Here is a 23641-nt window from a genome sequence, read left to right as displayed (position 1 = left end):
ATGATGCGGGAAGCGAAGCGTCCCGGCTACGGCTTCAGATCGGGCGGCAATGGCGGGTCTTCCCGCATCAAGGTGATCGTCACGCGGCGGTTGGCGGCCAGCGAGGGATCGTCCGGGAACAGTGGCTGGCTATCCGCCTTGCCGGAGACCGCGTAGATGTGGCTCGCCGGCAACCCTTCCCGCTCCAGGATCTGGCGTACTGCGTTGGCGCGGTCCGCCGACAGGTCGAAACCATCATAATCGCTCCGGGCGGGAACGAAGCCGGCGGCCGTGTGCCCGGTGATCTGGACCCGAAGCGGTGTCGCCTTGAGCGGTGCGGCCAGCTTCTCGATCAGGCGTCGCGTGCGGTCGAAGGGCACCTTCGAGCCATCCGCGAACATCGACCGCCCGTCCTGGTCGACGATCTCCAGGTTGAGCCCCTGCTTGGTCTCTTCGAACATGATGTGCTTGGAGATCTCGGTCATCTCCGGCATGTCCTGCAGCGCCTGACGCAGCGAGGCGGACGCCAGCGCGAACTGGCGATCGATCTTCAGCTTGGCGCCATTGGTATGCTGGCGCTCCTCCTGCTCGGGGCTGGGCTCGCGCGCGGTCTCCTCCGGCGAGATGTGGGCGGCGTTCTTGAGCTTCGGCCGGGTCGGCAGGCCGTCGGATTCCACGATGCCCGAATAGCGCGACTCGGACTGCACGCCGAAGGCGTCGCGCATCGAGCCTGCGACGACTTTCAGCTTGTTGTTGTCCATGGTCGAGAACGCGACCAGCATCACGAAGAAGCTGACCAGAAGTCCCATCAGGTCGGCAAAGGTCACGAACCAGCCGTGACCGCCGCCATGCGCATCGCCCCTCTTCTTCTTGGCCATTGCCTACCCCACCCCGGATCGCCCCGCCGCAGCCGATCAGGCCGGCACGGGCTCGCCTTCGGCATGGCGATGCTTCTCGGGCAGATAGGCCAGGAGCATTTCGCGGACCAGGGCGGGGCTCTTGGAGTCGCGGATCATCAGAATTCCGTCGATGATCAGCGTCCGGTTGGTTTCCTCGTCCAGCAGCTTGCCATGCAGCTTGTCGGCGATCGGCAGACAGATCAGGTTCGACACCAACGCGCCGTACAGGGTCGCGAGCAGCGCGGTCGCCATGAACGGGCCGAGCTTCGAGGGATCGGTCATGTTGGCGAACATCTGCACCATGCCGATCAGCGTGCCGACCATGCCGAACGCCGGGGCGCAGTCGCCGATGGCGCGATAGATCTTGCTGCCTTCGTCCAGGTGCATCAGGAAATTGTCGCGGTCACGCTCGAGATTGTCGCGGATGAATTCGAGGTCGTAGCCGTCGGCCACGTAGCGGATTCCCTTGGCGAGGAACGGCTCGTCGGTCTCGACCTTTTCCAGGCCGACCGGGCCCTGCTTGCGCGCGATCTCGGCAATGCGGGCGAGCTCGTCGACGAGTTCGCGGGCCGACAGGCGGCTCATGGTGAAAGCGTACTTCATTCCAAGCGGAACGCCGTGCAGCATGACGCCCAGCGGGAAGCGAATCATGGTGGCTGCGATCGAACCGCCGAAGATGATGATTGCGGCGTGCTCGCTGACGAACATCTCGAGATCGCCGCCCAGCAGCATCATCGTCGCGATGACGATCACGCCAGCCACGAGCCCCGCACTCGTCATAATATCCATGAGTCAACTCCACCCGCGTACGCAAACCACGACCCTGCCGGACCGACGCGGTGCTTCTGGACCGCATGTCACGAGACTAGATGTCCGCCATTAAGGACGAGTTACTGAATTCGGTAGGCATAATGAAAGGTAAACAGCAGCGCCGCAGACCACGCCGACTCGCTCAAGCGGCTGAGGATCCGGACTTCAGCAGGTTCGCCGCGGCGAAGACGGCCGACTGATCGAATGATCGCTGCATCTTGTGGACCATCTCCAGCATCTGCGCCGGCTCCATCGTCGCCGATCCCACCTCGAGTTCACGCGACAGGCGCGACAGCGCCGAGAAACCGAACGTCGCCGACGAGCTCTTGATCGAATGCGCCTCACGCCTCAGTTCGAGGCGATCCTCGAACTTGGCCGCAAGCGTGCCGAACTTTCCGGACGTATCGTCGAGGAACGTGCGCAGGACCTCCAGCGCATCCTCTTCGCCGAGCTCGGAGACCAGGATCTGATAGACGGATTCGTCGAATTGCACCCAGTCGGTCATGCGACAAGCCTTTCCTTGTGTGTAGCAGCGGCCGCGCGAAGCAGAGCGGCATTCAGTCGATCGCGCGTGACCGGCTTGGTCACGAAGTCGTTCATGCCGGCGTCCGTGCAAGCCAGATGATCCTGGCTGGTGGCGTTGGCCGTCAGGGCAACAATGTAGATGTCCTGGGCGGGCGGCGGCAGCGAGCGGATCATCCGCGTCGCCGTCAGCCCGTCCATCTCGGGCATCATCATGTCCATCAGCACGAGATCGTAGGCCTGCCTCTGCACGGCCGCGATCGCCTGGGTTCCGTTCTCGACGATGTCGTAGCGGTGACCGAGCTTGTCCAGGAGCTTCTTGATGACGAACTGATTGGTCAGATTGTCCTCGGCAACGAGGATCTTCAGCGGCTCGAGGCTGCCCGGACGTTCCTCGGCGATCGTCTCACCGACCGGCACGATGGTCGCCTCGGGCGCGCTCACCTGCTCGACGTCCGGCTGCGTCTGGACCTGGATCGAGAAGGTGAAGGTGCTGCCCTCCCCCACCTTGCTCTGCACCGTGATGTCGCCGCCCATGCAGGTGACGAGGCGCTTGCAGATTGCGAGCCCCAGACCGGTGCCGCCAAAGCGGCGCGAGATGGAATTGTCGACCTGCGAGAACTGCTTGAACAGCCGGCTGACGGCGTCTGCGGGAATGCCGACGCCGGTATCGGCGATCGAGAACACCAGCGTCAGGTGCGGCCCGGCAAGGTTCTCGGCACGGACATCGATATGGACGCCGCCCGATTCGGTGAATTTGAGCGCATTGCCGACCAGGTTGAACAGCACCTGGCGCAATCGCGCGGGATCGCCGACCACGTAGTTCGGCACTTCCGGCGCAATCGAGGTCGTCAGCTGCAGACCCTTTTCCTTGGCGCGGGACACCAGCAGCTCGGCGGTCGCCGTCACCGACCGGTGCAGGTCGAACTCGATGTGCTCGATCTCCAGACGATCGGCATCGAGCTTGGAGAAATCGAGGACGTCGTTGAGCAGCTGCAACAGATAGTCGGCCGACTCGCGCAAGGTGGTCGCGATCTTGCGCTGCTCCGGCGCGAGGTCCGCCGACAGCAAGAGATCGGCAAGGCCGATGACGCCGTTCATCGGCGTGCGTATCTCATGGCTCATCATCGCCAGGAATTCGGAGCGCGCCCGCGTACCTGCCTCGGCGGCATCACGCGAGGCGGCAAGCCCCGCCTGATAGCGCGCAATCAGGATCGTGATGATGCCGATGACCACCGTCAACAACGCTCCGACCAGCAGATCACGATCGCGGTTGAGCTTGAAGGCGCTGAAGATCTCCTCGGAGGCCTGACCGACGATGACCACCAGCGGCAGATCCTTGATGCGCTGGAACGAGTAGATGCGCGTGACGCCGTCGATCAGACTATTGAAGGTGTAGAAGCCGCTGCTTCTGTGCTGAATGGCGCTCATCACCGGGCTGCCGGCGAGCGAGGATCCGACGCCCCCTGGACCCGCAGAGGCCCGTGCGCGCACGATGCCGTCGAGACCGAGCAGTGTGACATTGCCCTTCTTGCCGAGATCGACCGAATTGTAGAAGCTCGACAGATATTCGGGGTCGAGCGAGACCACCACGACGCCGCCGAACGAACCGTCCGGCATGATGATGCGGCGGGTCAACTGGATCGACCATTTGTTGGAGACACGGCCGAAGATCGGCTTGCTGATGAAGAGAAAATCATCCTTGCCGTCGGCATGAACGCGGAAGTGCTCGCGGTCGCGCAGGTCGAGGCCCCGCATCTTCGGATCGATGTTGCTGGACAGCATGATGCCGTCCTTGCCGATCACGACGACCTGAAACGAGAAGTCGGACAGGAACTGGCTGTTCTTCGACCATAGCGACATGTCGAAGTTGTGCGGGTCCCTGGCATAGGAGTCGCGGACGTAGAGCAAGGTCTGATCTGCCGCGCGGATCGAGCGGATGATCTGCTCCTCGAACGCGCGGGCCAGATTGGCGCCGTTCTTAAGCGCCGACTGCTCGGTGCGCGTATGCTCTTCAGAGATGGTGTAGAAGATGCCGGCCCACACCAGGGCGATCGCCGAGAGGCCGATCGCGGCGCTGCTGAAATGTCCGATCAGCCGAACCATCTTGTCGACGGTCCGGTCGAGCCGCCCGAACAACGGCCCGGATTTCGATATCAGCCTGCGCATGTCCTTCGCCCTCGGGCGACATGCCTATCGGGACAGGCTAGCCATCAGGTAAAGCTTGATGGATAAAATCTTCTCAACGAGCGACGGCCGCTCAACCTTCGGCGAATTCCGGCCTGTTTGCGGGTAATTCGTCACCGTGTGCGATATTTTCGGCGGAGGGTCAGCCGTCACCCCGTAGTCATCCGGATGCGGTTGCAGCGTCGCAGTTCGGCGAGCGCCCAGCGCAAGGCCGGCGGGCCGCACCGCCGCGCGGTACGGCTCGCCCATTGGGACCGGAGTGAAGCGACGCTCAATGAATCTCCGCCGACCGCTTCAAAGCGGCCTTGAGCTTCTCGAGCGAGAAATCCGCAGACCGCGCGATCTCCAGGATCGGCGTTTCACGGCGCGCGCACAACTCGGCCGCCTCGGGAAGCTTCGCCGCGATGTCGGCGGGGATGACGATCGCACCATGGCGATCGGAGTGGATCAGGTCGTCCGAGCGCACGGTCATCCCGGCGACGCGGACCTCGCCGCCGAAGCTCTCGGCATGCACCCACGCATGCGACGGACCGATCGAGCCCGCCAGTGCCTGGAAGCCGGCAGCCCATTGCGGGATGTCGCGGATCGATCCATCGGTAATCACGCCGAGGCAGCCGAGCGCCTTGTGGACGTTGCTCTGTACCTCGCCCCAGAATGCGCCGTAACCGATGTCGGGGCCATCGATATCCTGGATCACGACGATGCGGGGACCATGACCGGTGCCGACATATTCGTAGTAGTCGGTGCGTCGCCTCGCCTGCTCCTCCGCCGGCAATCCCGATTTGACGACGGACCGGATCGTCGCCGTCCGCGCGTAGCCGACCATGGGCGGCAGATCGGGGAACGGACACACCAGCGGCTTGGTCGTGTAGCCGATCAGGCGCCGCTCGGGCGCCACGATCTCCATCGCGTTGCAGATGGTCGGCGTATCGTAGCGCGCGAGCGCCTCGAGGACGGAAGCAGCGAGGGGCGCGGCGGCAGTGCTTGTCACGGGCGTTTTCTCCGGATGATGCGGACGGCATTCGCGGCCGTCCTTGGCCATCCGGTATAACTGAGGCGCCCAAGCCGGCAAAGCGCGCGCCGGGTCTTGGGCCCTGCGCTCAGTGCAGCCGTTCCGGCGGCCGCTGCCCCTGCTCCACCGCTGGCGCGCCGGTCGGCGCAAAAGCCGTCGTGGATGAAGACGAGGCGTGCGACGCCGCAGCCGCGGCACCAAGGACCGCGGCGTGCCGCGCCGCCTGGTGCCGATACAGCCGCCAGCCGAACGGAAGGCTCAGGATGTAGAGGATCGATCCGGCCGACAGGATGTGCCAGGGATAGACCACCAGCAGCGCCACGAAGAACACCACCGAGGCGAACACCGGCAGCACGAGTTCGGGCGAGACACGCATCCGCGTGGTCTTGCCGGAGAACACCGGCAGCCGCGACACCATCAGGAAGGCGATCAGCAGGGTGTAGAACGCCGTCACCAGCGCCGGCGGCCTCGGCAGGTCCAGGAACGCCAGATAGACGGGCAGCAGCACGGTGATGGCGCCGAGCGGTGCCGGCACGCCGGTGAAGAAATTGGCGGCGAAGGGCGGCTTGTTGGGATCGTCGATGCTGGCATTGAAGCGCGCCAGCCGCAGGCCGCCGCTGATGGCGTACATCATGGCGGCGATCCAGCCGCCGTCGCGCAGCTCATGGAGCTGCCAGAAATACAGGATCAGGCCCGGCGCCACGCCGAAATTGACGAAATCGGCCAGGCTGTCGAGCTCGGCGCCGAACTTCGACTGGCCCTTGATCATGCGGGCGATGCGGCCATCGATGCCGTCCAGGAAGGCGGCAAAGACGATGGCGCCGACCGCGAGCTCCATCCGTCCCTCGGTCGACAGCCGGATCGCGGTCAGGCCGGCGCAGATCGCCAGCAGGGTGATCATGTTCGGCACCAGCAGCCGCACCGGGATCGGACGGAAACGGCGGCGGCGCAGTTCGGGAGAGTTCACGTCGAAGCTCATGATCACACCACGTGTGGTTTGGGCCGGAACCTTGTGCCTGAACACAGCTCAAGGTCCCCTTAATGGGTCACCAGCGGGCAGCGACGGTTCACTGGCTCCGGAACGTCAGGCCGGGCACGGGGACGTCGAAATCGGCCAGGATCGTCTCGCCGGCAATGGCCGTCTGCCCCTCCGAGACCAGAACGTCCGTGCCGTCGGGGAGATAGACGTCGAGCCGCGAGCCGAAGCGGATCAGGCCGAAGCGCTCGCCAGCCCCAATGGTCTGCCCCTCGCGCACGAACGACACGATCCGGCGCGCCACGAGGCCTGCGATCTGGACCACGCCGATGCGGCCATGCGGCGTCGAGATCGCGAGCGAGTTGCGCTCGTTGTCCTCGCTCGCCTTGTCGAGCTCGGCATTGATGAAGGCGCCCGGACGGTAGGCGATCTTCTCGATCCGGCCGGCCACCGGGCTGCGGTTCACATGCACGTTGAACACGCTCATGAAGATCGAGACCCGCAGCAGCGGTCGGTCGCCGAGGCCGAGCTCGGCCGGCGGCAGGGCGCGCGTGATCATGGAGATGCGCCCGTCGGCCGGCGCCACCACCAGCCCTTCCCGCTGCGGCGTGACCCGGATCGGGTCGCGGAAGAACAGCGCGCACCAGACGGTGAGCAGCGTGCCGATCCAGCCGAGCGGGGTGAATATCCAGAACAGGATCAGGCTGACGAGGGCAAATCCCCCGATGAAAGGATAACCTTCCGGGTGGATCGGCGGGATCTGAGCGCGGATGGAATTGCTGATCGACATGGCCTGCTTCGTTGAGTGTTGTCGCTCTGACCTCAGAGCGGACCGCCGCCTTGACTAGGTCGATGGCCGGCGAAGGTCAAAATGAATCCTTAATGGATTCTTGAGTTCAGATCAGGGCGGTTCGCGGCATCATTCGGCGGCACTCGCCACCTGTCCGGTCCGATCGGGCCCGGCCGCGTCCGGCTCGCTCCGATCCGGCGGATTGCGGTTCGGCGCCCCCGCATCGTCGCCGATCTGCGCCAGTTTTTCGCGCGCCTCCTCAGCCTCGCGCTGCCGGTTCCACATGCCGGCATACAGCCCGCCTTTGGCCAGCAGCTCGGCATGAGTGCCGCGCTCGGCAATTCGCCCCCGGTCGAGCACGATGATCTCGTCGGCCGCCACGATGGTCGAAAGCCGGTGCGCGATCACGAGCGAGGTACGATTGCGCGACACACCATCGAGCGCCTCCTGGATCTCGTGCTCGGTATGGCTGTCCAGCGCCGAGGTCGCCTCGTCCAGCACGAGGATCGGCGGCCCCTTCAGGATGGTGCGGGCAATCGCAACGCGCTGCTTCTCGCCACCGGAGAGCTTGAGGCCGCGCTCGCCCACCTGGGTCTCGTAGCCCTTCGGCGCCATCCGGATCAGACCGTCGATCTGGGCCAGCCTCGCTGCCTCCTCGACGGCGGCGTCGTCCGCATCCCAGCGTCCGTAGCGGATGTTGTAGCGGATGGTGTCATTGAACAGCACGGTATCCTGCGGGACCATCCCGATCTGGGCGCGCAGCGACACCTGGGTAACGTCGCGGATGTCCTGGCCGTCGATCAAGATGCGGCCGCCGGAGACGTCGTAGAGCCGAAACAGCAGCCGCGAGATGGTCGACTTGCCAGCACCGGACGGCCCCACGATCGCGACCGTCTTGCCCGCCGGCACCTCGAAGCTCAGCCCCTGCAGGATCGGCCGCTCCGGCTCATAGGCGAAGCGGACATCGTCGAAGCGGACATTGCCAGAGGTGACCACCAAAGGCGTCGCTCCGGCCGCGTCCTTCACCTCGGCATCGCGCGTGAGCACGCCGAACATCTTCTCGATGTCGATGATCGCCTGCTTGATCTCGCGATAGACCATGCCCATGAAGTTCAGCGGCTGGTAGAGCTGGATCATCATGCTGTTGATCATGACGAAGTCGCCGACCGTGTTGCGTCCCTGACGCACGCCCTGGGCGCACATCAGCATGGCCACCGTCAGCCCGATCGTGAAGATCACGGCCTGCCCGGCGTTGAGCACCGCGAGCGAGGTATAGGTCTTCACGCTGGCCCGCTCGTAGCGCTCCATGGAACGGTCATAACGCTCGGCCTCGCGCGCCTCGGCGCCGAAATACTTCACTGTCTCGTAGTTGAGCAGCGAGTCGATGGCCTTGGTATTGGCATCCGTATCCGAGTCGTTCATGCGGCGCCGGATCTCGATGCGCCACTCGGTCGCAATGTAGGTGTAATAGAGATAGGCCGCGACCATGGTGAGCGTGACCAGAACGTAGCGCCAGTCGAACTGCCACAGCAGCACCGCCGTCAGCAGCGAGACCTCGACGATGGTCGGGATCAGCTGCAGGATCACCATGCGCACGATGGTCTCGATCGCGTTGCGGCCGCGCTCGAGCACGCGGGTCAGGCCGCCGGTCTTGCGCTCGAGGTGAAAGCGCAGCGATAATTCATGCATGTGGACGAAGGTGATGGTCGCGAGCTTGCGCACGGCATGCATGGCGACGCGGGCAAAAATACCGTCGCGCCACTGCGTCAGCACCGCCATCAGCACCCGAATCCCGCCGTAGCTTGCCGTCATGACGATCGGCGAGGCCACCAGCCAGAACGCCCAGTTATCGGGCGCGATCGGCGCGGTATTGGCGCCGGTCAACGCGTCGATCGCCCATTTGAAGGTGAAGGGCAGGACCAGCGTCGCGACCTTGGCCACGATCAGCAGCACCACCGACCATAGCACGCGCATCTTCAGGTCGGCGCGATCGCGCGGCCAGATGAAGGGCCACAAGTGGCGCAGCGTGCCGGCCAGCGTTCCCTGCTCGAGGGACGAAGGCTGGTTGGCGGCTGGTTCGGAGGAGGAATCGGGCGGCATCAAACGTTCTGGAGCAGCGAGTGTTTTGGCATGTTGTGATGCCGGGCGTTGCCTGCGTCATATAGAGTGTCCGGGCGCCGGATGCACCGGTACGTCGCCGGAATCCGTTGCCGCGGCGCAGTATTTGCATACTTGTTTTCGGACAAATGGACCCATTCAGCCTGCATCAATCCGTGAAAGCCCGCGAATCCACGTCCTCCGCCCTCGTCTTGACGCCTTTCAACTGCAGTGTCACACCGCTCCAATGACTGAAATCCGCACCGTTTGCGTCTATTGCGGCTCCGGCCCGGGGACGAATCCCAGCTTCATCGAATCGGCGAAAGCACTCGGCAAGGCGCTTGCCGAGAACGGCGTCAGGCTCGTCTATGGCGGCGGCTCCATCGGCATGATGGGCGCGGTTGCCAAGGCCGTGCTCGACCATGGCGGCGACGTCACCGGAATCATTCCGGACTTCCTGGTGAAGAAGGAAGTCATGATGCCGCTCAAGGATCTCATCATCACGCCCGACATGCACGAGCGCAAACGGCTGATGTTCGAGCACTCCGACGCGTTCGTGGCGCTGCCCGGCGGCATCGGCACGCTCGAGGAGCTCGTCGAGCAGCTGACCTGGAAGCAGCTCGGACGCCACGCCAAGCCGGTGCTGATGGCCAATATCGACGGCTTCTGGGAACCGCTGTTCGGGCTGCTCGCGCACATGCGCGAGACCGAGTTCATCCGCCCCGGCTTCCAGATCGAGCTGCTCAGGGCCGAACGCGTCGAGGACATCCTGCCGCGCCTGCGCGAGGCCGCCGCCCGCGTCGCCAAGGAAGAGACCGAGATGGCGCCTGAGATCGCCAAACGGCTCTGAGCCCCTACTCGCTCGGGAATGTGACCGCCTCGATCCGGTTGCCATCGGGATCAAGCACAAAGGCCGCATAATAGCGCACGCGATCATGCGGCCGCAGTCCTGGCGCACCGTCGGAAACTCCGCCCGCCTCCAACGCCGCCGCGTGAAGCGCATCGACCTCCGCCGTGCTCCTGGCTCGCAGGCACACATGAGAGCCGGTGTCGGCCGGCACGCGCGCCATGGCGGGGCGTAGATTGATCCAGAATTCCGGATAGGCCTTCCCGAAGCCGATGGTCGTGGGACGCTCGATCAGCCGCGTCAGCCCGAGCGGCGCCAGCGCACGCTCATAGAACCGCGCGCTGCGGACGAGATCGCTGACACCGACGGAGACGTGGTCGATCATGCGTTTGCTCCTGGCCTCTCCAGGTCATTGCGAAGAGCGAAGCGACGAAGCAATCCAGAATCGCGCATTCAGGCCTGGATTGCTTCGCTTCGCTCGCAACGACGGATGCATCATCTCACCCCTTCGCGCCGGACTTCACCAGCTTGTAGAATACCGAATCCATCAGCGCCTGGAACGAGGCGTCGATGATGTTCGGCGAGACGCCGACCGTGGTCCAGCGCTCTCCCTTTTCGTCCTCGCTCTCGATCAGCACGCGCGTGACCGCCTCGGTGCCGCCATTGAGGATACGGACGCGGTAGTCGATCAGCTTGAGGCCGTCGATGAAGCCCTGGTACTTGCCGAGATCCTTGCGCAAGGCGACGTCGAGCGCATTGACCGGGCCGTTGCCTTCCGCCGCCGAGATCAGCCGCTCGCCAGCGACGTCCACCTTGACCACGGCCAGCGCCACCGTGACGCGTTCACCGAGCGCGTTGTAGCGCTGCTCGACATTGACGTCGAACTGCTCGACCCGGAAATACTCCGGCACCGAGCCCAGCGTACGCCGCGCCAGCAGCTCGAACGAGGCGTCGGCGGACTCGTAGGCGTAGCCCGCGGCCTCGCGCTCCTTCAGCTCCTCGACGAGGCGCGTCAACTTCGGATCGCTCTTGCTGAAGGGAATGCCGCCGCGCTCCAGCGCCGCGATGACGTTGGATCGTCCGGCCTGGTCGGAGACCAGCACCTTGCGATGATTGCCGACGCGCTCGGGCAGGACGTGCTCATAGGTCTGCGGATCCTTCAGCACGGCCGACGCATGAATACCGGTCTTGGTGACGAAGGCGCTCTCGCCGACATAAGGCGCGTGCCGGTTCGGCGCACGGTTCAGCATGTCGTCGAGCGTGCGCGAGACCTTCATCAGGCCGGCGAGCTGCCGGTCCGATACGGCGATCTCGAACCGATCCGAGAACTCCGTCTTCAGCTTCAAGGTCGGGATCAGTGAGCACAGATTGGCATTGCCGCAGCGCTCACCGAGTCCGTTCAAGGTGCCCTGGATCTGCCGCACGCCAGCGCGGACCGCGGCAAGCGAGTTCGCCACCGCCTGCTCGGTGTCGTTATGGGCGTGGATGCCGAGGTGATCGCCCGGCACGTGCTTGGCGACCTCGCCGACGATCAGCTCGATCTCGTGCGGCATGGTGCCGCCATTGGTGTCGCACAGCACGACCCAGCGCGCGCCGGCCTCATAGGCCGCGCGGGTGCAGGCCAGCGCGAACTCCGCATTCTCCTTGTAGCCGTCGAAGAAATGCTCGCAGTCGAGCATCACCTCGCGCCCCGCAGCCTTCGCGGCCGTCACGCTGTCGCGGATCGAGGCGAGATTCTCCTCGTTGGTGGTCTCCAGCGCGACGCGCACCTGGTAGGCGGATGACTTCGCGACGAAGCAGATCGCGTCCGCCTTGGCCTCCAGCAGCGCCGCCACGCCCGGATCGTTGGACACCGAGCGTCCCGCCCGGCGCGTCATCCCGAAGGCGGTGAAGCGGGCGTGGCCGAGCTTCGGCTTGGCGGCGAAGAACTCGGTGTCGAGCGGGTTGGCGCCGGGATAACCGCCCTCGACATAGTCGATGCCGAGATCGTCGAGCATGCGCGCGATGGCCTGCTTGTCGGCCAGCGTGAAATCGACACCGTTGGTCTGCGCGCCATCACGCAGGGTGGTGTCGAACAGATAAAGCCGTTCCCTGCTTGTGCCTGCCCTGCTCATGCCTGCGCTCCCCCGGAGCCGAGCGTCTTCTTCATCGTCGTGTTGGCGAGCCACTCGCCATTGATGGAGACGCTATTGCGCTGCTGCGCGACGTAGCCGCGCTTGCGAAAGAATTCGACCGCCGTGTCGCTAGCGTCGACCGACAGACCGGTCGTGCCGCGCGCGCCCGCCAACTTTTCCAGCGCGTCGCATAGCAGGGCCCCGACGCCCTGCCCGGCCGCATTCGGATGGACATAGAGCATGTCGATGTGATCGTTGCCCTTCAGCGCGGCGAAGCCGACCGGCGAGCCCTGCAGGGTCGCAATCAAGGTGAGCTCGGATGCCAGCCTCTTGCCAAAACCCGTCTCATCCTCAGCAGCGGACGCCCAGGCCTCCTGCTGCTCCTCGCTGTAATCGTCACCGGTCAGCTCCTGGATGCTGGCGACGAAGATCGCGGCCAGTACCGGCGCATCAGCGGGAAGAAACGGCCGGAGCGCGGGCCTCGGGAGAGCCTGTCCCATGCGTCACCACATGCCGTAGAGTTTCGTGACCAGCGCCACCGCGCCCGCGATCAGCACCAGCTTGAGCAGGATGTAGTACAGCCAGTGCCGCGGAAACGGGGTGTCGGGCTTGCTCATCGCGCAATCTCCCAGGTCGTCCGATCTTTGGCGTCTTTCAACACAATCCCAACGCCCAACAACTCGTTTCTGATCTGATCAGTTTTCGCGAAATCTCTCTTTGCACGTGCAGAAATCCGATCTGCAATCAACTGATTGAGGCGAGCGATACCGATAGTATTTTCGACATGCTTTCGATCTTCGACGGACAAGTATCCCTGGTGATATTTCGTCCACGCATCCACCACACCGTACATAATTGGTCGAGACGTGATCAATTCATAGGCACTGGCTACCGTCGGAGCCGAATTTGCAGAAGAAGAAAGCGTAACTGAGAACGTCTGTAGCGCGTCCTCAATTTGAGAATGGAAATCCAATATCCGGCGCGGATCTGATACATTGATGAGATTTAGTTTTTGGTTGACGAGAGTAGCGATCTTGGTCGCGTCCTCATATTGATTTGGTAGAAGTCCGAGAAAAACCAGGTTTGCATACAGATTCTCCCGCACCCACACCCCTTTGCGCGCGTGCTTTGCCAGTTCGTGCAATTCGAACAGCGCTCCGGGCAAATTGAGATCATCCGCCAGAGCATCTATGAGCCTCTTAGTTGGCTTAATAGAAGGGCCTCGCGGGCGCACATTAGCTACAGCCTCTCTCCAATCCGAAAGCATCTGTTCAGCTTCCAGGAGCCCTTTAACTGTCCAGTCGATTGGAGCGCGATAATGGCTTTTCAGCATGGCAAGGCGCAGAACTTCGCCTGACCACTTCCGTCCGCCAAATCTATCCGTCGTTAGCAATTCATTGATCGTCACGAAGTTGCCGAGGCTCTTCGACATCTTCTCACCTTCGACCTGCAGGAAGCCGTTGTGCATCCAGACATTGGCCATGCGCGGCGTATTGAACGCGCAGCAGCTCTGCGCGAGTTCATTCTCGTGATGAGGAAAAACAAGATCAACTCCCCCACCGTGAATATCAAACTGGTGGGGATGGTTTTGCGCTTCAGGCGACAAAGTCGCCTTGATGCTTTCCCACAGGAGTGTGTTCGACATGGCCGAGCACTCGATGTGCCAACCGGGGCGCCCCTCGACGGCAATGCCGGCTGGCGACGGCCAGGACGGCTCACCAGGCTTCGACGGCTTCCACAGCACAAAGTCGGTGGCGTCCCTCTTGTAGGGCGCGACGTCGACGCGAGCGCCGGCAATCATTTCGTCGAGCGAGCGGTTAGCGAGCGCGCCGTAACGCGGCAGTACTGAGTTGACCTCGTTCATCGCCGCATTCATCGCCGCAGGCGAGAACAGCACGTGGTCCTGCTCGACATAGGCGAAGTGGTCGACGACTAACTTGTCGATGATCGCGCGCATCTCACCGATATGCTCAGTCGCACGCGGCTCGACGTTCGGCCGCAAGCAGCCGAGCGCGTCGACGTCCTCGTGGAACTGCTGTTCGGTCACCTCGGTGACCTTACGGATCGCCTCGTTCAGCGGCAGCCCGGGAAAGTCGCGCGCGGCGCGGGCGTTGATCTTGTCGTCGACGTCCGTGATGTTGCGGACGTAGGTGACGTGCTTCTCGCCATAGAGATGCCGCAGCAGCCGGAACAGCACGTCGAAGACGATGACCGGGCGCGCGTTGCCGATATGGGCGAAGTCGTAGACCGTCGGTCCGCAGACATACATGCGGACATTGTTCGGATCGAGCGGCACGAAGGGGCGCTTCTCCCGCGACGCGGTGTCGTACAAACGCAAGTCCATGGTCCGTCCCCGAATGCCCTGTGCTCACCGCCCCGCCGGACCGACAGTCCATGACGAAGCGCAACGGAAGTCCTACGCCGCACGACCGCCCGCGAGCGGGCCGCCACGGCACGAATCACACTTCCGACCTGCCGGCCGGGCGTCCTGATCATCTCTGTTGAGAAAAGACGGCCTCAGCCAGCGAATCGCTAGCGCGTAATCTCGCGGCAAATGCAGCAGATGGCGAGGAAACCGTTCATGAAACTCACCATGCTGCAGCAGACTGTCTCCGTCAAGAGCCGCAAAACGGCCGTTTTCACTGCCCAAATGCTCGCGCCCCGCCTCATGGTTAATCATTTTTAAGCTTTTGGGCCTAACCATGAGTTGTCTCCTACACCCACCGGTGCACCATGCGAATCTCCCCGGCGCTGCTCGCCTGCTGTGTTCTCCTCGCCGCCGCGACCACCGCCACGGCGGAGAGCCGCATCTTCATCATCGCCAACGAAGCCGACGGCTACGGCGTCGACCAGTGCCTCGCCAAGGGCGACCGATGCGGCGCCTCGGCCGCGCGGTCGTACTGCCAATCACGGGATTTTGCACAGGCCTCCTCCTATCGCCGCGTCGACCCCGATGAAATCACCGGATCGGTGCCGAAAGCCGGCGCAAACTGCGCCCGTGGCGGCTGCAGCGACTTTGTCGCGATCACCTGCCAGCGCTGAGACGGCCGGGAACAGCGGTTCCCGCCACCCCGGCGCCCTGGAAACGACGTGACGATGCCCGACAAAGCGGCTATGGGATGCCCGCCGCTGCCGCGATTTTTCCGAATTCTGTGCTAGTCCCGCGGCTGCACCCATGGACCGGAATACCGCATCTTGATCGCATCCCTGTCTCCGCGCCTGCTGGCCGTGTCTGCGCTGCTCGGACTGACCCTGACCGGCTCGCACGCCCTGGCGCAATCCAGCTCCGATTCCTATGCGCAGATGCCGCCGGGCCCGCCCGGACCGCAGGCCGGCGTCAATCCGATCTGTCCGCGCCTGGAGGCGCAGCTCGCCTCGATCGATCGCGGTGGCGGCGATCCCGCGCGTGAGGACCAGATCCGGCGCTATCAGGATGCTGCCGCCAAGCAGCAAGGCGAGCTCGACCGCGTCAGCATGCAGGCCAAGCGCATGGGCTGCGACAGCCCGGGCTTCTTCTCGATCTTCAACGGCCGCTCGGCCGAATGCGCCCCGGTGAACAACCAGATCCAGCAGATGCGGTCCAACCTGGACCAGATCATGAGCAGCCTGGAGCGGCTCCGTGGCGGCGGGTTCGGCGGCGAGCGCGACAACCAGCGCCGCTCGGTGCTGGCAGCCCTCGGCCAGAACAATTGCGGCCCGCAATATCAGCAGTACGCTAACGCCAATCGCGGCGGCGGCGGCGGCAACTTCCTGACCAGCCTGTTCGGCGGCGGTGCCGACAGCAATCCCGCCGCATCGCTGCCGCCGCCGAGCGCCGATCTCGCGGCGCCGCAGGGCACCTACCGGACCGTGTGCGTGCGTAGCTGCGACGGCGCCTATTTCCCGATCTCGTTTGCCACCGTTCCCGGCCGCTTCGCCGACGACGAGCGCGCCTGCAAGGCGCAATGCCCCGCCGCCGACGCGACGCTGTTCACCTATCGCAATCCCGGCGAGGACATGAACCAGGCGGTCTCGGTCAACGGCCAGCCCTACACCGCGCTGCCGAACGCCTTCAAGTATCGCACCGAGTTCAACCCGAGCTGTTCCTGCAAGGCGCCCGGCCAGACCTGGGCCGACGCGCTGAAATCGATCGACGACCGGGCCACAGCCGCCGAGCAGGGCGACATCATCGTTACCGAGGAGAGCGCCAAGCGGATGCAGCAGCGCCAGACCGGCAAGCCGCCGGCGAACGCCGCCCGCAAAGGCGCCGCACCGGCCGATGCGGCAGCGCCCGCGACCGCGGACGCCACGACGGGCGCCGGTGGCGACAAGCAGATCCGCACGGTCGGACCGACCTTCATTCCCGCGCGTTGAGCGAGATCGCCGGGTCATCCTTCGAACGCATCTGAGGACGCGCGGCCAGCGAGATCGGGCGACATGACTTCGACCGACGGCCCTAGCGCGTTCGCAGGCTTCCAACGATTGCGCAGCGCTGCGAGACGAACGATCTCGGCCTGGGACACGCCGTCGACGAGAGTGGCACCGCCAGTCGCGTCACCGATCTCGCAGCCATGCCGGTCCGACGTCTTGCGAGGCACGACCGCGAGCGCACCGGAGAGGCTCGCCAAGGCCAGCAGCAGCGAGCCGCGCACGCGCGCCAGGAGAGCGTGACGGGCGTCGCCCGCCAGCGGCCCGGGGAGAACCGTTTCGAAGCCTGCCACTGCCGGTGCGATCGGCAACGTCTCGGCGGTGACGCCGAACCGCGCCGCGACTGCAATAGCCGGCGATTCCTGCGGCATGTCCGGCCCGGACAGCACCACACCGCGCACCCTCGCAGCTCCGAGCGCATCGACGGCCATCGCCAATGACAGCGCGGATTCGATGCCTCCGGTCAGAGCCAGCACGATCCCGGTGAAGCCATGCTTCTCGACGTGGTCGCGCAGGCCGAGCACGCGGGCCGCGTAGTCCGCCTCGTCGCCCTCGCTCGGCGTGGTGACCGGTCCCCGACACTGCCAGCCGTCTCCCCTGCTCCATGCCAAGGTCGTGACCTCAGCGGCGAAGCCCGGAAGCTGCGCGGCCACCGAGAGATCGGCGTTCAGCGCGAACGATGCGCCGTCGAACACCTTGCCGTCCTGACCGCCGACCTGGTTGAGCCAGACGAGCGGCAGATCGCTTTCGGTGACGCGGGCGACCGCGGCCGACAGGCGCCGGTCGCCGCCGCTGCGCAGGTAGCATGAGCGGCTCGGCACGACGATGAGTTCGGCCCCGGTTTCCGCCAGCGTCTCGATGACGTTTTCGTCGTTCGAGGATTCTTCGGGCGAGATGTCTTCGCCGATCGCGACGCCGATGCGGACGCCCCGCACGCTGAGCGGGCCGGCCGCCGGGCCGCGCATGAACACGCGCTTCTGATCACCATCGGCCAGGTTGGCCTTGAAGCGCGTCGCGGCGATGCGGCCGGTGTCGAGCAGCACGCAGGCATTGTAGAGCTTGCCGTCGTCGATCCAGGGCGTGCCGATCAGCACCGCCGGCCCGCCATCGGCGGTCTCGCGCGCGAGAGCCTCGATCGCGGCCCGGCACGCGGCCTGAAATGCCGGCTTCAGCACCAGATCCTGGCATGGATGCCCCGCCAGGAATAGCTCCGGCAGCACCACGAGATCAGCGCCGTCGGCCGCCGCCCTCGCCCGTGCCTCGCGCGCCTTCGCGGCATTTCCTGCGATGTCGCCGACCGTCGGGTTGAGCTGGGCCAGCGTGATCCTGAAGATGTCGGCGGCCATCGCTCAACTCGTTCAAAGCAGCCCGAGCCGCTCGGCGATCGCGAACAGCCAGAAGCAGCCGGACATCAGCAGCGCGACGCCGACGGCGGCCGAGCCGAGATCCTTGACCCGGCCGATCTGCAGATCGTGCTCGGTGGTGAGGCGGTCGGCGAGCTTCTCGATCGCGGTGTTGAGCAGCTCGACGACCAGCACCAGCACCACCGCGCAGACCAGCTCGACGCTGCGCATCGCCGTCGCGCCGACGACATAGGCCAGCGGCAGCGCCAGCAGGAACGCGACCACCTCCTCGCGCACCGCCTGCTCGGAGCGGAGCGCGAAGGCCAGGCCGTTGCGCGAGTTGACCGTCGCGCGCCACAGACGCAGCATCAGAAGCCCGCGACGGCCGGCATCGGTGCGGTCTTGCCGCCGCGCTGCTGCTTCAGCAGCTCGGCGATCAGGAACGCCATGTCGATCGACTGCTCGGCGTTCAGCCGGGGATCGCACACCGTGTGATAGCGGTCGTTGAGATCCTCGTCGGTGATCGCGCGCGCGCCGCCGATGCATTCGGTGACGTCCTTGCCGGTCATCTCGAGATGGATGCCGCCGGCATGGGTGCCCTCCGCGGCATGCACCGCGAAGAACGCCCGCACCTCGGATACGATGCGATCGAACGGCCGTGTCTTGTAGCCCGAGGTCGAGGTGATGGTGTTGCCGTGCATCGGATCGCACGACCACACCACCTTGCGCCCTTCCCGCTGCACCGCGCGGATCAGTCCCGGCAGATGATCGCCGACCTTGTCGGCGCCGAAGCGGTTGATCAGGGTCAGCCGGCCCGGCTCGTTGTCGGGATTGAGGATGTCGATCAGCTTCAGCAGCTCGTCCGGCTTCAGCGACGGGCCGCATTTCAGGCCGATCGGGTTCTTGATGCCGCGGAAATATTCGACATGGCCGTGGTCGAGCTGGCGGGTGCGGTCGCCGATCCAGATGAAATGGCCCGAGGTCGCGTACCAGTCGCCGGTGGTGGAATCGACCCGGGTGAAGGCCTGCTCATAGCCGAGCAGCAGCGCCTCGTGGCTGGTGTAGAAGTCGGTGGCGCGCAGCTCCGGATGGCTCTCGAGGTCGAGGCCGCAGGCGCGCATGAAGTTGAGCGCGTCCGAGATGCGGTCGGCCAGCTCCTTGTAGCGCCGCGACTGCGGGGAATCCTTGACGAAGCCGAGCATCCACTGATGCACGCTGCCGAGATTGGCGAAGCCGCCGGTGGCGAACGCGCGCAGCAGGTTCAAGGTCGCCGCCGACTGCCGGTAGGCGTCGAGCTGGCGCTGCGGATTGGGGATGCGCGCCTCGGGCGTGAAGGCGGTGTCGTTGACGATGTCGCCGCGATAGCTCGGCAGCTCGACGCCATTGATCTTCTCCGTCGGCGACGAGCGTGGCTTGGCGAACTGGCCGGCGATGCGGCCGACCTTCACCACCGGCACCGCGCCGGCATAGGTCATGACCACGGCCATCTGCAGCAGCACGCGGAAGAAGTCGCGGATGTTGTTGGCGCCGTGCTCGGCGAAGCTCTCGGCGCAGTCGCCGCCCTGCAACAGGAATGCCTCGCCCGCCGCCACCCGCGCCAGCGCCTTCTTCAGGTTGCGCGCCTCGCCGGCGAACACCAGCGGCGGGAAGGTCGCAAGCTGCGCCTCGACCTCGGCGAGCGCCTTCTGGTCGGGATAGTCAGGCACCTGCTGCACCGGCTTGGACCGCCAGCTCTCCGGGCTCCAGCGCTCGGTCATGGCTCTCTACTCCCTCTCGGCAACTGCACGCCAAATTCCCCGCGCGGCGGCGCGCGCCTTATACACAGCCTGCTCCCGTGCCGCCACTTGGAATTTAGGGCGCGGACACAAGGGCTTGCACCGCCACCCGAATTTGACTTTGCTGCGGAAGGGCAAGTGATGGGAGGACGAGGCGTGGCTGAGACGGGATCCGACGGCGTTTCGAGCGAGGATCTGACCCTTCCGGCCGTCGATGGCTTTGCGCTCGCGGGCACCCTGTTCATGCCGCGCGGCACGCCGGCGCATGCCGTGCTGATCAATTCCGGCGCAGCGATCCCGCGCCGGATCTATCGCGGCTTCGCTGCTCATCTTGCCCAGCAGGGTTGCGCGGTTCTGACCTACGACTATCGCGGGATCGGCGGCAGCCGTCCCCGCTCCCTGAAGGGCTTTGCGGCCTCGATGACCGACTGGGCCGCACTCGACATCACCGGCGCGGTCGGTTGGATGCGTGCGCGCTATGGTGCGCTGCCGCTGCGCTATGTCGGCCACTCCTTCGGCGGCCAGACGCTCGGCCTGCTCGCCAACAACACCGAGGTGTCGCGCGCCCTCTTCATCGCCTCGCAGGCCGGCTATTGGAAGCTGATGGCCCCGGGCGAACGCTGGCGCGTGGCGACGATGCTCAACGGCGTTGGCGTCCCGCTGACTCATGCGCTGGGTTACACGCCGGGCTGGAGTGGCGTCGGCGAGGACCTGCCGAAGGGTGTCTTCCTGCAATGGGTGCGCTGGATCATGAGCCCGCGCTATCTGTTCGATGACGCATCGCTGCCGCTTGCCAACTACGCCAACTTCAAGAGTCCCGTCCGGGCGCTGTGCCTCGCCGACGATCCCTGGGCCACGCGGCCCGCGGTTGAGCTGCTGTGCGCTGGTTATACGGGCACGACGCCGGAGCTGCTCGACATCGCGCCGCAGGACGTCGGGGCGTCCGCAATCGGCCATATGGGCTTCTTCCGCGCGGCGCATCACGACACGCTGTGGCGCAGCGCGACGGAGTGGCTGCTCGAAAGCTGACGCGATCGGTTCGTCATAGCCCATGAGCGAGCGCTCCCGCGGCAGATGCTGCCCGAGCTGTGCTGATGTCGTTCACCCTCATCAAGTCGGAGGGCGCAGGGAAGGCCAGGCGTCGGCTGACGCCTGCGGCCCGCCTGCGAAAAAAATGCAGGCGGCAGGTACCACAGGTGCAGCCGAGAACGCCCGGCCTTCCCTGCGCGACGGTCTTAACGCTTATACGCAGTCTGCCTGGTGCGCCGGGCTTGTTGGCCACCATTCGCGACAATGCTTGCGCATTGCGCGGGACACCAGCATCGGGGTGTCAGCACGCTGCGACTTCACGTCCGCACCATGCCGTTCGTCGGCGCGTCCGAAGACACGCTGCGGCACAAGTGCGGCCATCGCTCCCCGCCTCGCGTGTCGTGACGATCGCGCGCAACGCCCCTCCGGCCGAGGCGGGATGCGCGCATCAAAGCACAATTTCTGAATTTCGTAAAGTAGATTCTGCCCGACGGGCCGTTTGCGCAAGGCACATCTGTGGGGAGTCCTGCCTCGATCCGCCGGGTGCAGAAGCCGGACCGATTGCGCTGGTCGAGCTCGGCCGGAACGCTCGGAGGTCGACCTACACCCCGGCCATGCGCGCCAGGACGGCACAACGGAACGAACCGCGTGACCGGCCGTTGCTCCTGCGCTGCATCATTTCTCGGATCCTCCAGATGTCGTGCACGCCTTTCCATGAGGGCAGATGATGACCGCAGCCCGGACCACAGCGCGCGCGCTCGCGGCGTCGACGCCCAGCCGCCTGACCAACTCGACACCATCCCTCCAGCCGCTGGCGCGTCGCAGCCGGTCGCTGGCGAAGACTCATCCATTTCTTCTGGCGGCAGCGGCGGCCACGGCCGTCCTGGCCATCACGGCGCTCGTCAATCGCCGCCTCGCCAAGTCTGCCGAGCGGGCCAATCCTCCCGCCGGCCAGTTCATGGACGTCGACGGCGTCCGGCTGCACTATGTCGAGCGCGGCATCGGCGTGCCGCTGGTGCTGCTGCACGGCAACGGCAGCATGATCCAGGACTTCGCCTCCAGCGGCCTGATCGATCTGGCGGCGCAGAACTACCGTGTCATTGCGTTCGACCGGCCGGGCTTCGGCCACAGCGACCGGCCGCGCAACGTCGTGTGGACGCCGACGGCGCAGGCCGGGCTAATCAAGAGCGCGCTCGATCGCCTGGGCGTCTCGGAGGCCTTCGTCCTGGGTCATTCCTGGGGCGCATCCGTCGCCGTCGCGCTCGCCCTCGAACATCCGGCCATGGTCAAGGGCATGGTGCTCGCCTCTGGCTATTACTATCCGACCTTCCGGTCCGACGTGGTGGCCGGATCGGCTCCGGCCATTCCCTTGCTGGGCGATATCCTGCGCTACACCATCTCCCCTCTGATCAGCCGGATGATGTGGCCGCTGCTGATGGCCAAGCTGTTCGGCCCGCGATCGGTTCCGGCGAAGTTTGCCGGCTTCCCCAAGGAAATGGCGGTTCGCCCGTCGCAGATCCGCGCCTCCGCCGCGGAGGCCGCACTGATGATTCCCGATGCTTTCCGCTTCAGGAGAGCGTACGGTGAGCTGAAGATGCCGGTCGTGATCGTTGCCGGCGATCAGGATCGCCTGATCGACATCGACGCCCAATCCAGACGGCTTCATCACGACGTCAGCCAGAGCACCTTTCGCCGCGTGCGCGGCGCCGGCCACATGGTGCATCAGACGGCGACCGAGGCCGTCATGTCCTCGATCGACGAAGTCGCAGCGGCGGCGTAGTCGGAGTGCGGCTGCCGGATTGCGGGATCCGTAGCTTGCAGAGCGGCGAAGAAAGCGGGGATCGAACTCATGGCGGCCGAGGACGCGTGCATGCCGATCTGGCACGAAAAGCATCTGCGCGCTGCCACCAAAGCTGCCGGCGTGGCCCTGTGGTCGTGGAACGTCGACACCGACGCGATCACGATGGACGAGCGCGCCTATGAGCTGTGGGAGGTGCCCAAGACCAAGAGCAGGATCACATTCGAGGTGCTCTCCCAGAACATTCACCCCGCCGATCTCGAACGGGTGAGATCGGCGTTTTCGGCGACACGGGCGATCGTCGGCGCTTATGAGATCGATTTTCGCATTCTCGCGGATGGCGAAATCCGCTGGATTTCCGCCCGCGGCCAAGGCGACGATGCCGACATCGCCGAGCGGCTGATGTTCGGCATCTTCCTCGACGTGACCCAGCGCAAGCAGGCCGAAGAAGCCAACGAGCTGCTGGCGGGCGAGATGAGCCATCGGGTCAAGAACCTGCTGACGATCGCCACCGCGCTGACGCAGATGACGTCGCGCACGGCGGCGACAAAGGAGGACATGGCCCACGAGCTCGCCAGCCGGTTGATCGCGCTGGGCCGTGCCCAGGATCTGATACGTCCGCGGCCGGGCGGGACGAACCAAGCAGCCCTGCTCGGCGATCTCGTCTCGGTGCTGCTTGCCCCCTACGACGAGAAAGGCGCCAGCGTCCGCATCCGCGTGTCGGTGCCCAAGATGAATGTCGGAGAACGCTCGAGCACGACATTGGCACTGGTCATCCACGAGCTCGCGACCAACTCGGCGAAATACGGCTCGCTGTCGGTTTCGAGCGGCACGCTGGACGTGTCGTGCAACGCGCATGCCGACGAAGTGGTGATCATGTGGACCGAGCGCGGCGGGCCGCCGAAGTCGGCCGACACCACCGAAGGCTTCGGCAGCAAACTGATCCATCGCAGCATGAACGCCCAGCTCGGCGGCACCATCGCCTTCGACTGGTCCGCCGAAGGCCTGGTCGTGACGCTGCGCATGAGCCGGGAGCGGATGGCGAACTGACGCCCC

General features: G+C 65.1%; 21 protein-coding genes and 1 pseudogene. 6 read left to right on the top strand and 16 right to left on the bottom strand.

Annotated elements, in window-relative coordinates:
* Positions 1 to 26: 26 nt before the first annotated feature.
* The 8 genes from ACQR03_RS02980 to ACQR03_RS02945 all read right to left on the bottom strand — a co-directional run bounded on the left by ACQR03_RS02980 (position 27) and on the right by ACQR03_RS02945 (position 9275).
* Complete coding sequence (locus ACQR03_RS02980) at positions 27 to 857, bottom strand: flagellar motor protein MotB (RefSeq protein ID WP_315714498.1); 831 nt, start codon at positions 855 to 857, stop codon at positions 27 to 29.
* Positions 858 to 893: 36 nt separating this feature from the next.
* Positions 894 to 1667: a motility protein A gene (locus ACQR03_RS02975; protein WP_315714499.1), complete on the bottom strand. Its 774-nt coding sequence runs from the start codon at positions 1665 to 1667 to the stop codon at positions 894 to 896.
* A gap of 163 nt (positions 1668 to 1830) precedes the next feature.
* Positions 1831 to 2193 carry an Hpt domain-containing protein gene (locus ACQR03_RS02970; protein WP_315749694.1) on the bottom strand — a complete coding sequence of 121 codons (363 nt, stop codon included), beginning with the start codon at positions 2191 to 2193 and terminating at the stop codon, positions 1831 to 1833.
* On the bottom strand, positions 2190 to 4379 hold the full coding sequence (locus ACQR03_RS02965; RefSeq protein ID WP_434840937.1) for an ATP-binding protein: 2190 nt from the start codon (positions 4377 to 4379) through the stop codon (positions 2190 to 2192). The genes ACQR03_RS02970 and ACQR03_RS02965 overlap by 4 nt, the downstream gene beginning before the upstream one ends.
* A gap of 289 nt (positions 4380 to 4668) precedes the next feature.
* Positions 4669 to 5388, bottom strand: coding sequence for an RraA family protein (locus ACQR03_RS02960; protein WP_316192722.1), 720 nt, complete (start codon positions 5386 to 5388; stop codon positions 4669 to 4671).
* 109 nt (positions 5389 to 5497) lie between these two features.
* Positions 5498 to 6388: a CDP-alcohol phosphatidyltransferase family protein gene (locus ACQR03_RS02955; protein ID WP_315714503.1), complete on the bottom strand. Its 891-nt coding sequence runs from the start codon at positions 6386 to 6388 to the stop codon at positions 5498 to 5500.
* A gap of 88 nt (positions 6389 to 6476) precedes the next feature.
* The gene (locus tag ACQR03_RS02950; RefSeq protein WP_315827468.1) at positions 6477 to 7211 is read right to left on the bottom strand and encodes a phosphatidylserine decarboxylase; all 735 of its coding nucleotides are present in this window, start codon (positions 7209 to 7211) and stop codon (positions 6477 to 6479) included.
* Positions 7212 to 7304: 93 nt separating this feature from the next.
* Positions 7305 to 9275: an ABCB family ABC transporter ATP-binding protein/permease gene (locus ACQR03_RS02945; RefSeq protein ID WP_315827368.1), complete on the bottom strand. Its 1971-nt coding sequence runs from the start codon at positions 9273 to 9275 to the stop codon at positions 7305 to 7307.
* 244 nt (positions 9276 to 9519) lie between these two features.
* On the opposite strand from ACQR03_RS02945, the gene ACQR03_RS02940 reads away from it, so the two are divergent.
* On the top strand, positions 9520 to 10122 hold the full coding sequence (locus ACQR03_RS02940) for a TIGR00730 family Rossman fold protein (RefSeq protein WP_315749687.1): 603 nt from the start codon (positions 9520 to 9522) through the stop codon (positions 10120 to 10122).
* A gap of 4 nt (positions 10123 to 10126) precedes the next feature.
* Here the strand turns inward: ACQR03_RS02940 and ACQR03_RS02935 are convergent, their stop codons facing one another.
* The 5 genes and pseudogenes from ACQR03_RS02935 to cysS all read right to left on the bottom strand — a co-directional run.
* Positions 10127 to 10504 (bottom strand): VOC family protein, encoded by a 378-nt coding sequence (locus ACQR03_RS02935; protein WP_315749685.1) that lies wholly within the window; start codon positions 10502 to 10504, stop codon positions 10127 to 10129.
* A 115-nt stretch (positions 10505 to 10619) separates the two neighbouring features.
* Entirely contained in the window at positions 10620 to 12233 is a 1614-nt protein-coding gene (cimA, locus tag ACQR03_RS02930; RefSeq protein ID WP_315749684.1) for a citramalate synthase, read from the bottom strand.
* Positions 12230 to 12733 (bottom strand): GNAT family N-acetyltransferase, encoded by a 504-nt coding sequence (locus tag ACQR03_RS02925; RefSeq protein WP_315781082.1) that lies wholly within the window; start codon positions 12731 to 12733, stop codon positions 12230 to 12232. The genes cimA and ACQR03_RS02925 overlap by 4 nt, the downstream gene beginning before the upstream one ends.
* 113 nt (positions 12734 to 12846) lie before the next feature.
* A complete protein-coding gene (locus tag ACQR03_RS02920; protein ID WP_434841200.1) occupies positions 12847 to 13086 on the bottom strand; it encodes a CysS/YqeB C-terminal domain-containing protein in 240 nt (79 codons plus the stop codon).
* 213 nt (positions 13087 to 13299) lie between these two features.
* A pseudogene (gene cysS / locus ACQR03_RS02915) lies at positions 13300 to 14577 on the bottom strand (cysteine--tRNA ligase); the annotation flags it as partial.
* A 389-nt stretch (positions 14578 to 14966) separates the two neighbouring features.
* On the opposite strand from cysS, the gene ACQR03_RS02910 reads away from it, so the two are divergent.
* Entirely contained in the window at positions 14967 to 15275 is a 309-nt protein-coding gene (locus tag ACQR03_RS02910; protein WP_315714511.1) for a hypothetical protein, read from the top strand.
* Positions 15276 to 15428: 153 nt separating this feature from the next.
* Complete coding sequence (locus ACQR03_RS02905) at positions 15429 to 16586, top strand: DUF2865 domain-containing protein (protein WP_316185896.1); 1158 nt, start codon at positions 15429 to 15431, stop codon at positions 16584 to 16586.
* Between the two features lie 14 nt (positions 16587 to 16600).
* On the opposite strand, the gene ACQR03_RS02900 is transcribed toward ACQR03_RS02905, so the two are convergent.
* The 3 genes from ACQR03_RS02900 to ACQR03_RS02890 are packed head-to-tail and all read right to left on the bottom strand — an operon-like array spanning position 16601 to position 19740.
* A complete protein-coding gene (locus ACQR03_RS02900; RefSeq protein WP_316185895.1) occupies positions 16601 to 17986 on the bottom strand; it encodes a nitrilase-related carbon-nitrogen hydrolase in 1386 nt (461 codons plus the stop codon).
* Between the two features lie 12 nt (positions 17987 to 17998).
* A complete protein-coding gene (locus ACQR03_RS02895) occupies positions 17999 to 18352 on the bottom strand; it encodes a diacylglycerol kinase (RefSeq protein ID WP_315827363.1) in 354 nt (117 codons plus the stop codon).
* Complete coding sequence (locus ACQR03_RS02890) at positions 18352 to 19740, bottom strand: class II 3-deoxy-7-phosphoheptulonate synthase (RefSeq protein ID WP_315714515.1); 1389 nt, start codon at positions 19738 to 19740, stop codon at positions 18352 to 18354. Before ACQR03_RS02890 ends, ACQR03_RS02895 begins: the two co-directional genes overlap by 1 nt.
* A 174-nt stretch (positions 19741 to 19914) precedes the next feature.
* Between ACQR03_RS02890 and ACQR03_RS02885 the strand changes: the two genes are divergently transcribed.
* From ACQR03_RS02885 to ACQR03_RS02875, 3 genes are all read left to right on the top strand, one after another.
* The gene (locus ACQR03_RS02885; protein WP_434840936.1) at positions 19915 to 20787 is read left to right on the top strand and encodes an alpha/beta hydrolase family protein; all 873 of its coding nucleotides are present in this window, start codon (positions 19915 to 19917) and stop codon (positions 20785 to 20787) included.
* A 727-nt stretch (positions 20788 to 21514) separates the two neighbouring features.
* A complete protein-coding gene (locus ACQR03_RS02880) occupies positions 21515 to 22567 on the top strand; it encodes an alpha/beta fold hydrolase (RefSeq protein ID WP_434841199.1) in 1053 nt (350 codons plus the stop codon).
* Between the two features lie 90 nt (positions 22568 to 22657).
* Positions 22658 to 23635, top strand: a complete 978-nt coding sequence (locus ACQR03_RS02875; RefSeq protein ID WP_434840935.1) for a sensor histidine kinase — start codon at positions 22658 to 22660, stop codon at positions 23633 to 23635.
* Positions 23636 to 23641: the final 6 nt, after the last annotated feature.

Origin of the sequence: Bradyrhizobium sp. HKCCYLS3070 (genome assembly GCF_051167575.1) — a bacterium.
Lineage (GTDB): Bacteria > Pseudomonadota > Alphaproteobacteria > Rhizobiales > Xanthobacteraceae > Bradyrhizobium.
Note: the sequence above shows the minus strand (reverse complement) of the source record. Positions and strands in the feature narration are given on the sequence as shown.

Bases quoted from the DNA above. Each gene is read 5' to 3' on its own strand.
- ACQR03_RS02945 (WP_315827368.1), bottom strand. From the start codon at position 9,275: ATGCCGCCCGATTCCTCCTCCGAACCAGCCGCCAACCAGCCTTCGTCC.
- ACQR03_RS02880 (WP_434841199.1), top strand. From the start codon at position 21,515: ATGACCGCAGCCCGGACCACAGCGCGCGCGCTCGCGGCGTCGACGCCC.
- ACQR03_RS02970 (WP_315749694.1), bottom strand. From the start codon at position 2,193: ATGACCGACTGGGTGCAATTCGACGAATCCGTCTATCAGATCCTGGTC.
- ACQR03_RS02955 (WP_315714503.1), bottom strand. From the start codon at position 6,388: ATGAGCTTCGACGTGAACTCTCCCGAACTGCGCCGCCGCCGTTTCCGT.
- ACQR03_RS02965 (WP_434840937.1), bottom strand. From the start codon at position 4,379: ATGCGCAGGCTGATATCGAAATCCGGGCCGTTGTTCGGGCGGCTCGAC.
- ACQR03_RS02890 (WP_315714515.1), bottom strand. From the start codon at position 19,740: ATGACCGAGCGCTGGAGCCCGGAGAGCTGGCGGTCCAAGCCGGTGCAG.
- ACQR03_RS02935 (WP_315749685.1), bottom strand. From the start codon at position 10,504: ATGATCGACCACGTCTCCGTCGGTGTCAGCGATCTCGTCCGCAGCGCG.
- ACQR03_RS02875 (WP_434840935.1), top strand. From the start codon at position 22,658: ATGCCGATCTGGCACGAAAAGCATCTGCGCGCTGCCACCAAAGCTGCC.
- ACQR03_RS02940 (WP_315749687.1), top strand. From the start codon at position 9,520: ATGACTGAAATCCGCACCGTTTGCGTCTATTGCGGCTCCGGCCCGGGG.
- ACQR03_RS02920 (WP_434841200.1), bottom strand. From the start codon at position 13,086: ATGTACGGTGTGGTGGATGCGTGGACGAAATATCACCAGGGATACTTG.
- cimA (WP_315749684.1), bottom strand. From the start codon at position 12,233: ATGAGCAGGGCAGGCACAAGCAGGGAACGGCTTTATCTGTTCGACACC.
- ACQR03_RS02975 (WP_315714499.1), bottom strand. From the start codon at position 1,667: ATGGATATTATGACGAGTGCGGGGCTCGTGGCTGGCGTGATCGTCATC.
- ACQR03_RS02925 (WP_315781082.1), bottom strand. From the start codon at position 12,733: ATGGGACAGGCTCTCCCGAGGCCCGCGCTCCGGCCGTTTCTTCCCGCT.
- ACQR03_RS02980 (WP_315714498.1), bottom strand. From the start codon at position 857: ATGGCCAAGAAGAAGAGGGGCGATGCGCATGGCGGCGGTCACGGCTGG.
- ACQR03_RS02910 (WP_315714511.1), top strand. From the start codon at position 14,967: ATGCGAATCTCCCCGGCGCTGCTCGCCTGCTGTGTTCTCCTCGCCGCC.
- ACQR03_RS02900 (WP_316185895.1), bottom strand. From the start codon at position 17,986: ATGGCCGCCGACATCTTCAGGATCACGCTGGCCCAGCTCAACCCGACG.
- ACQR03_RS02895 (WP_315827363.1), bottom strand. From the start codon at position 18,352: ATGCTGCGTCTGTGGCGCGCGACGGTCAACTCGCGCAACGGCCTGGCC.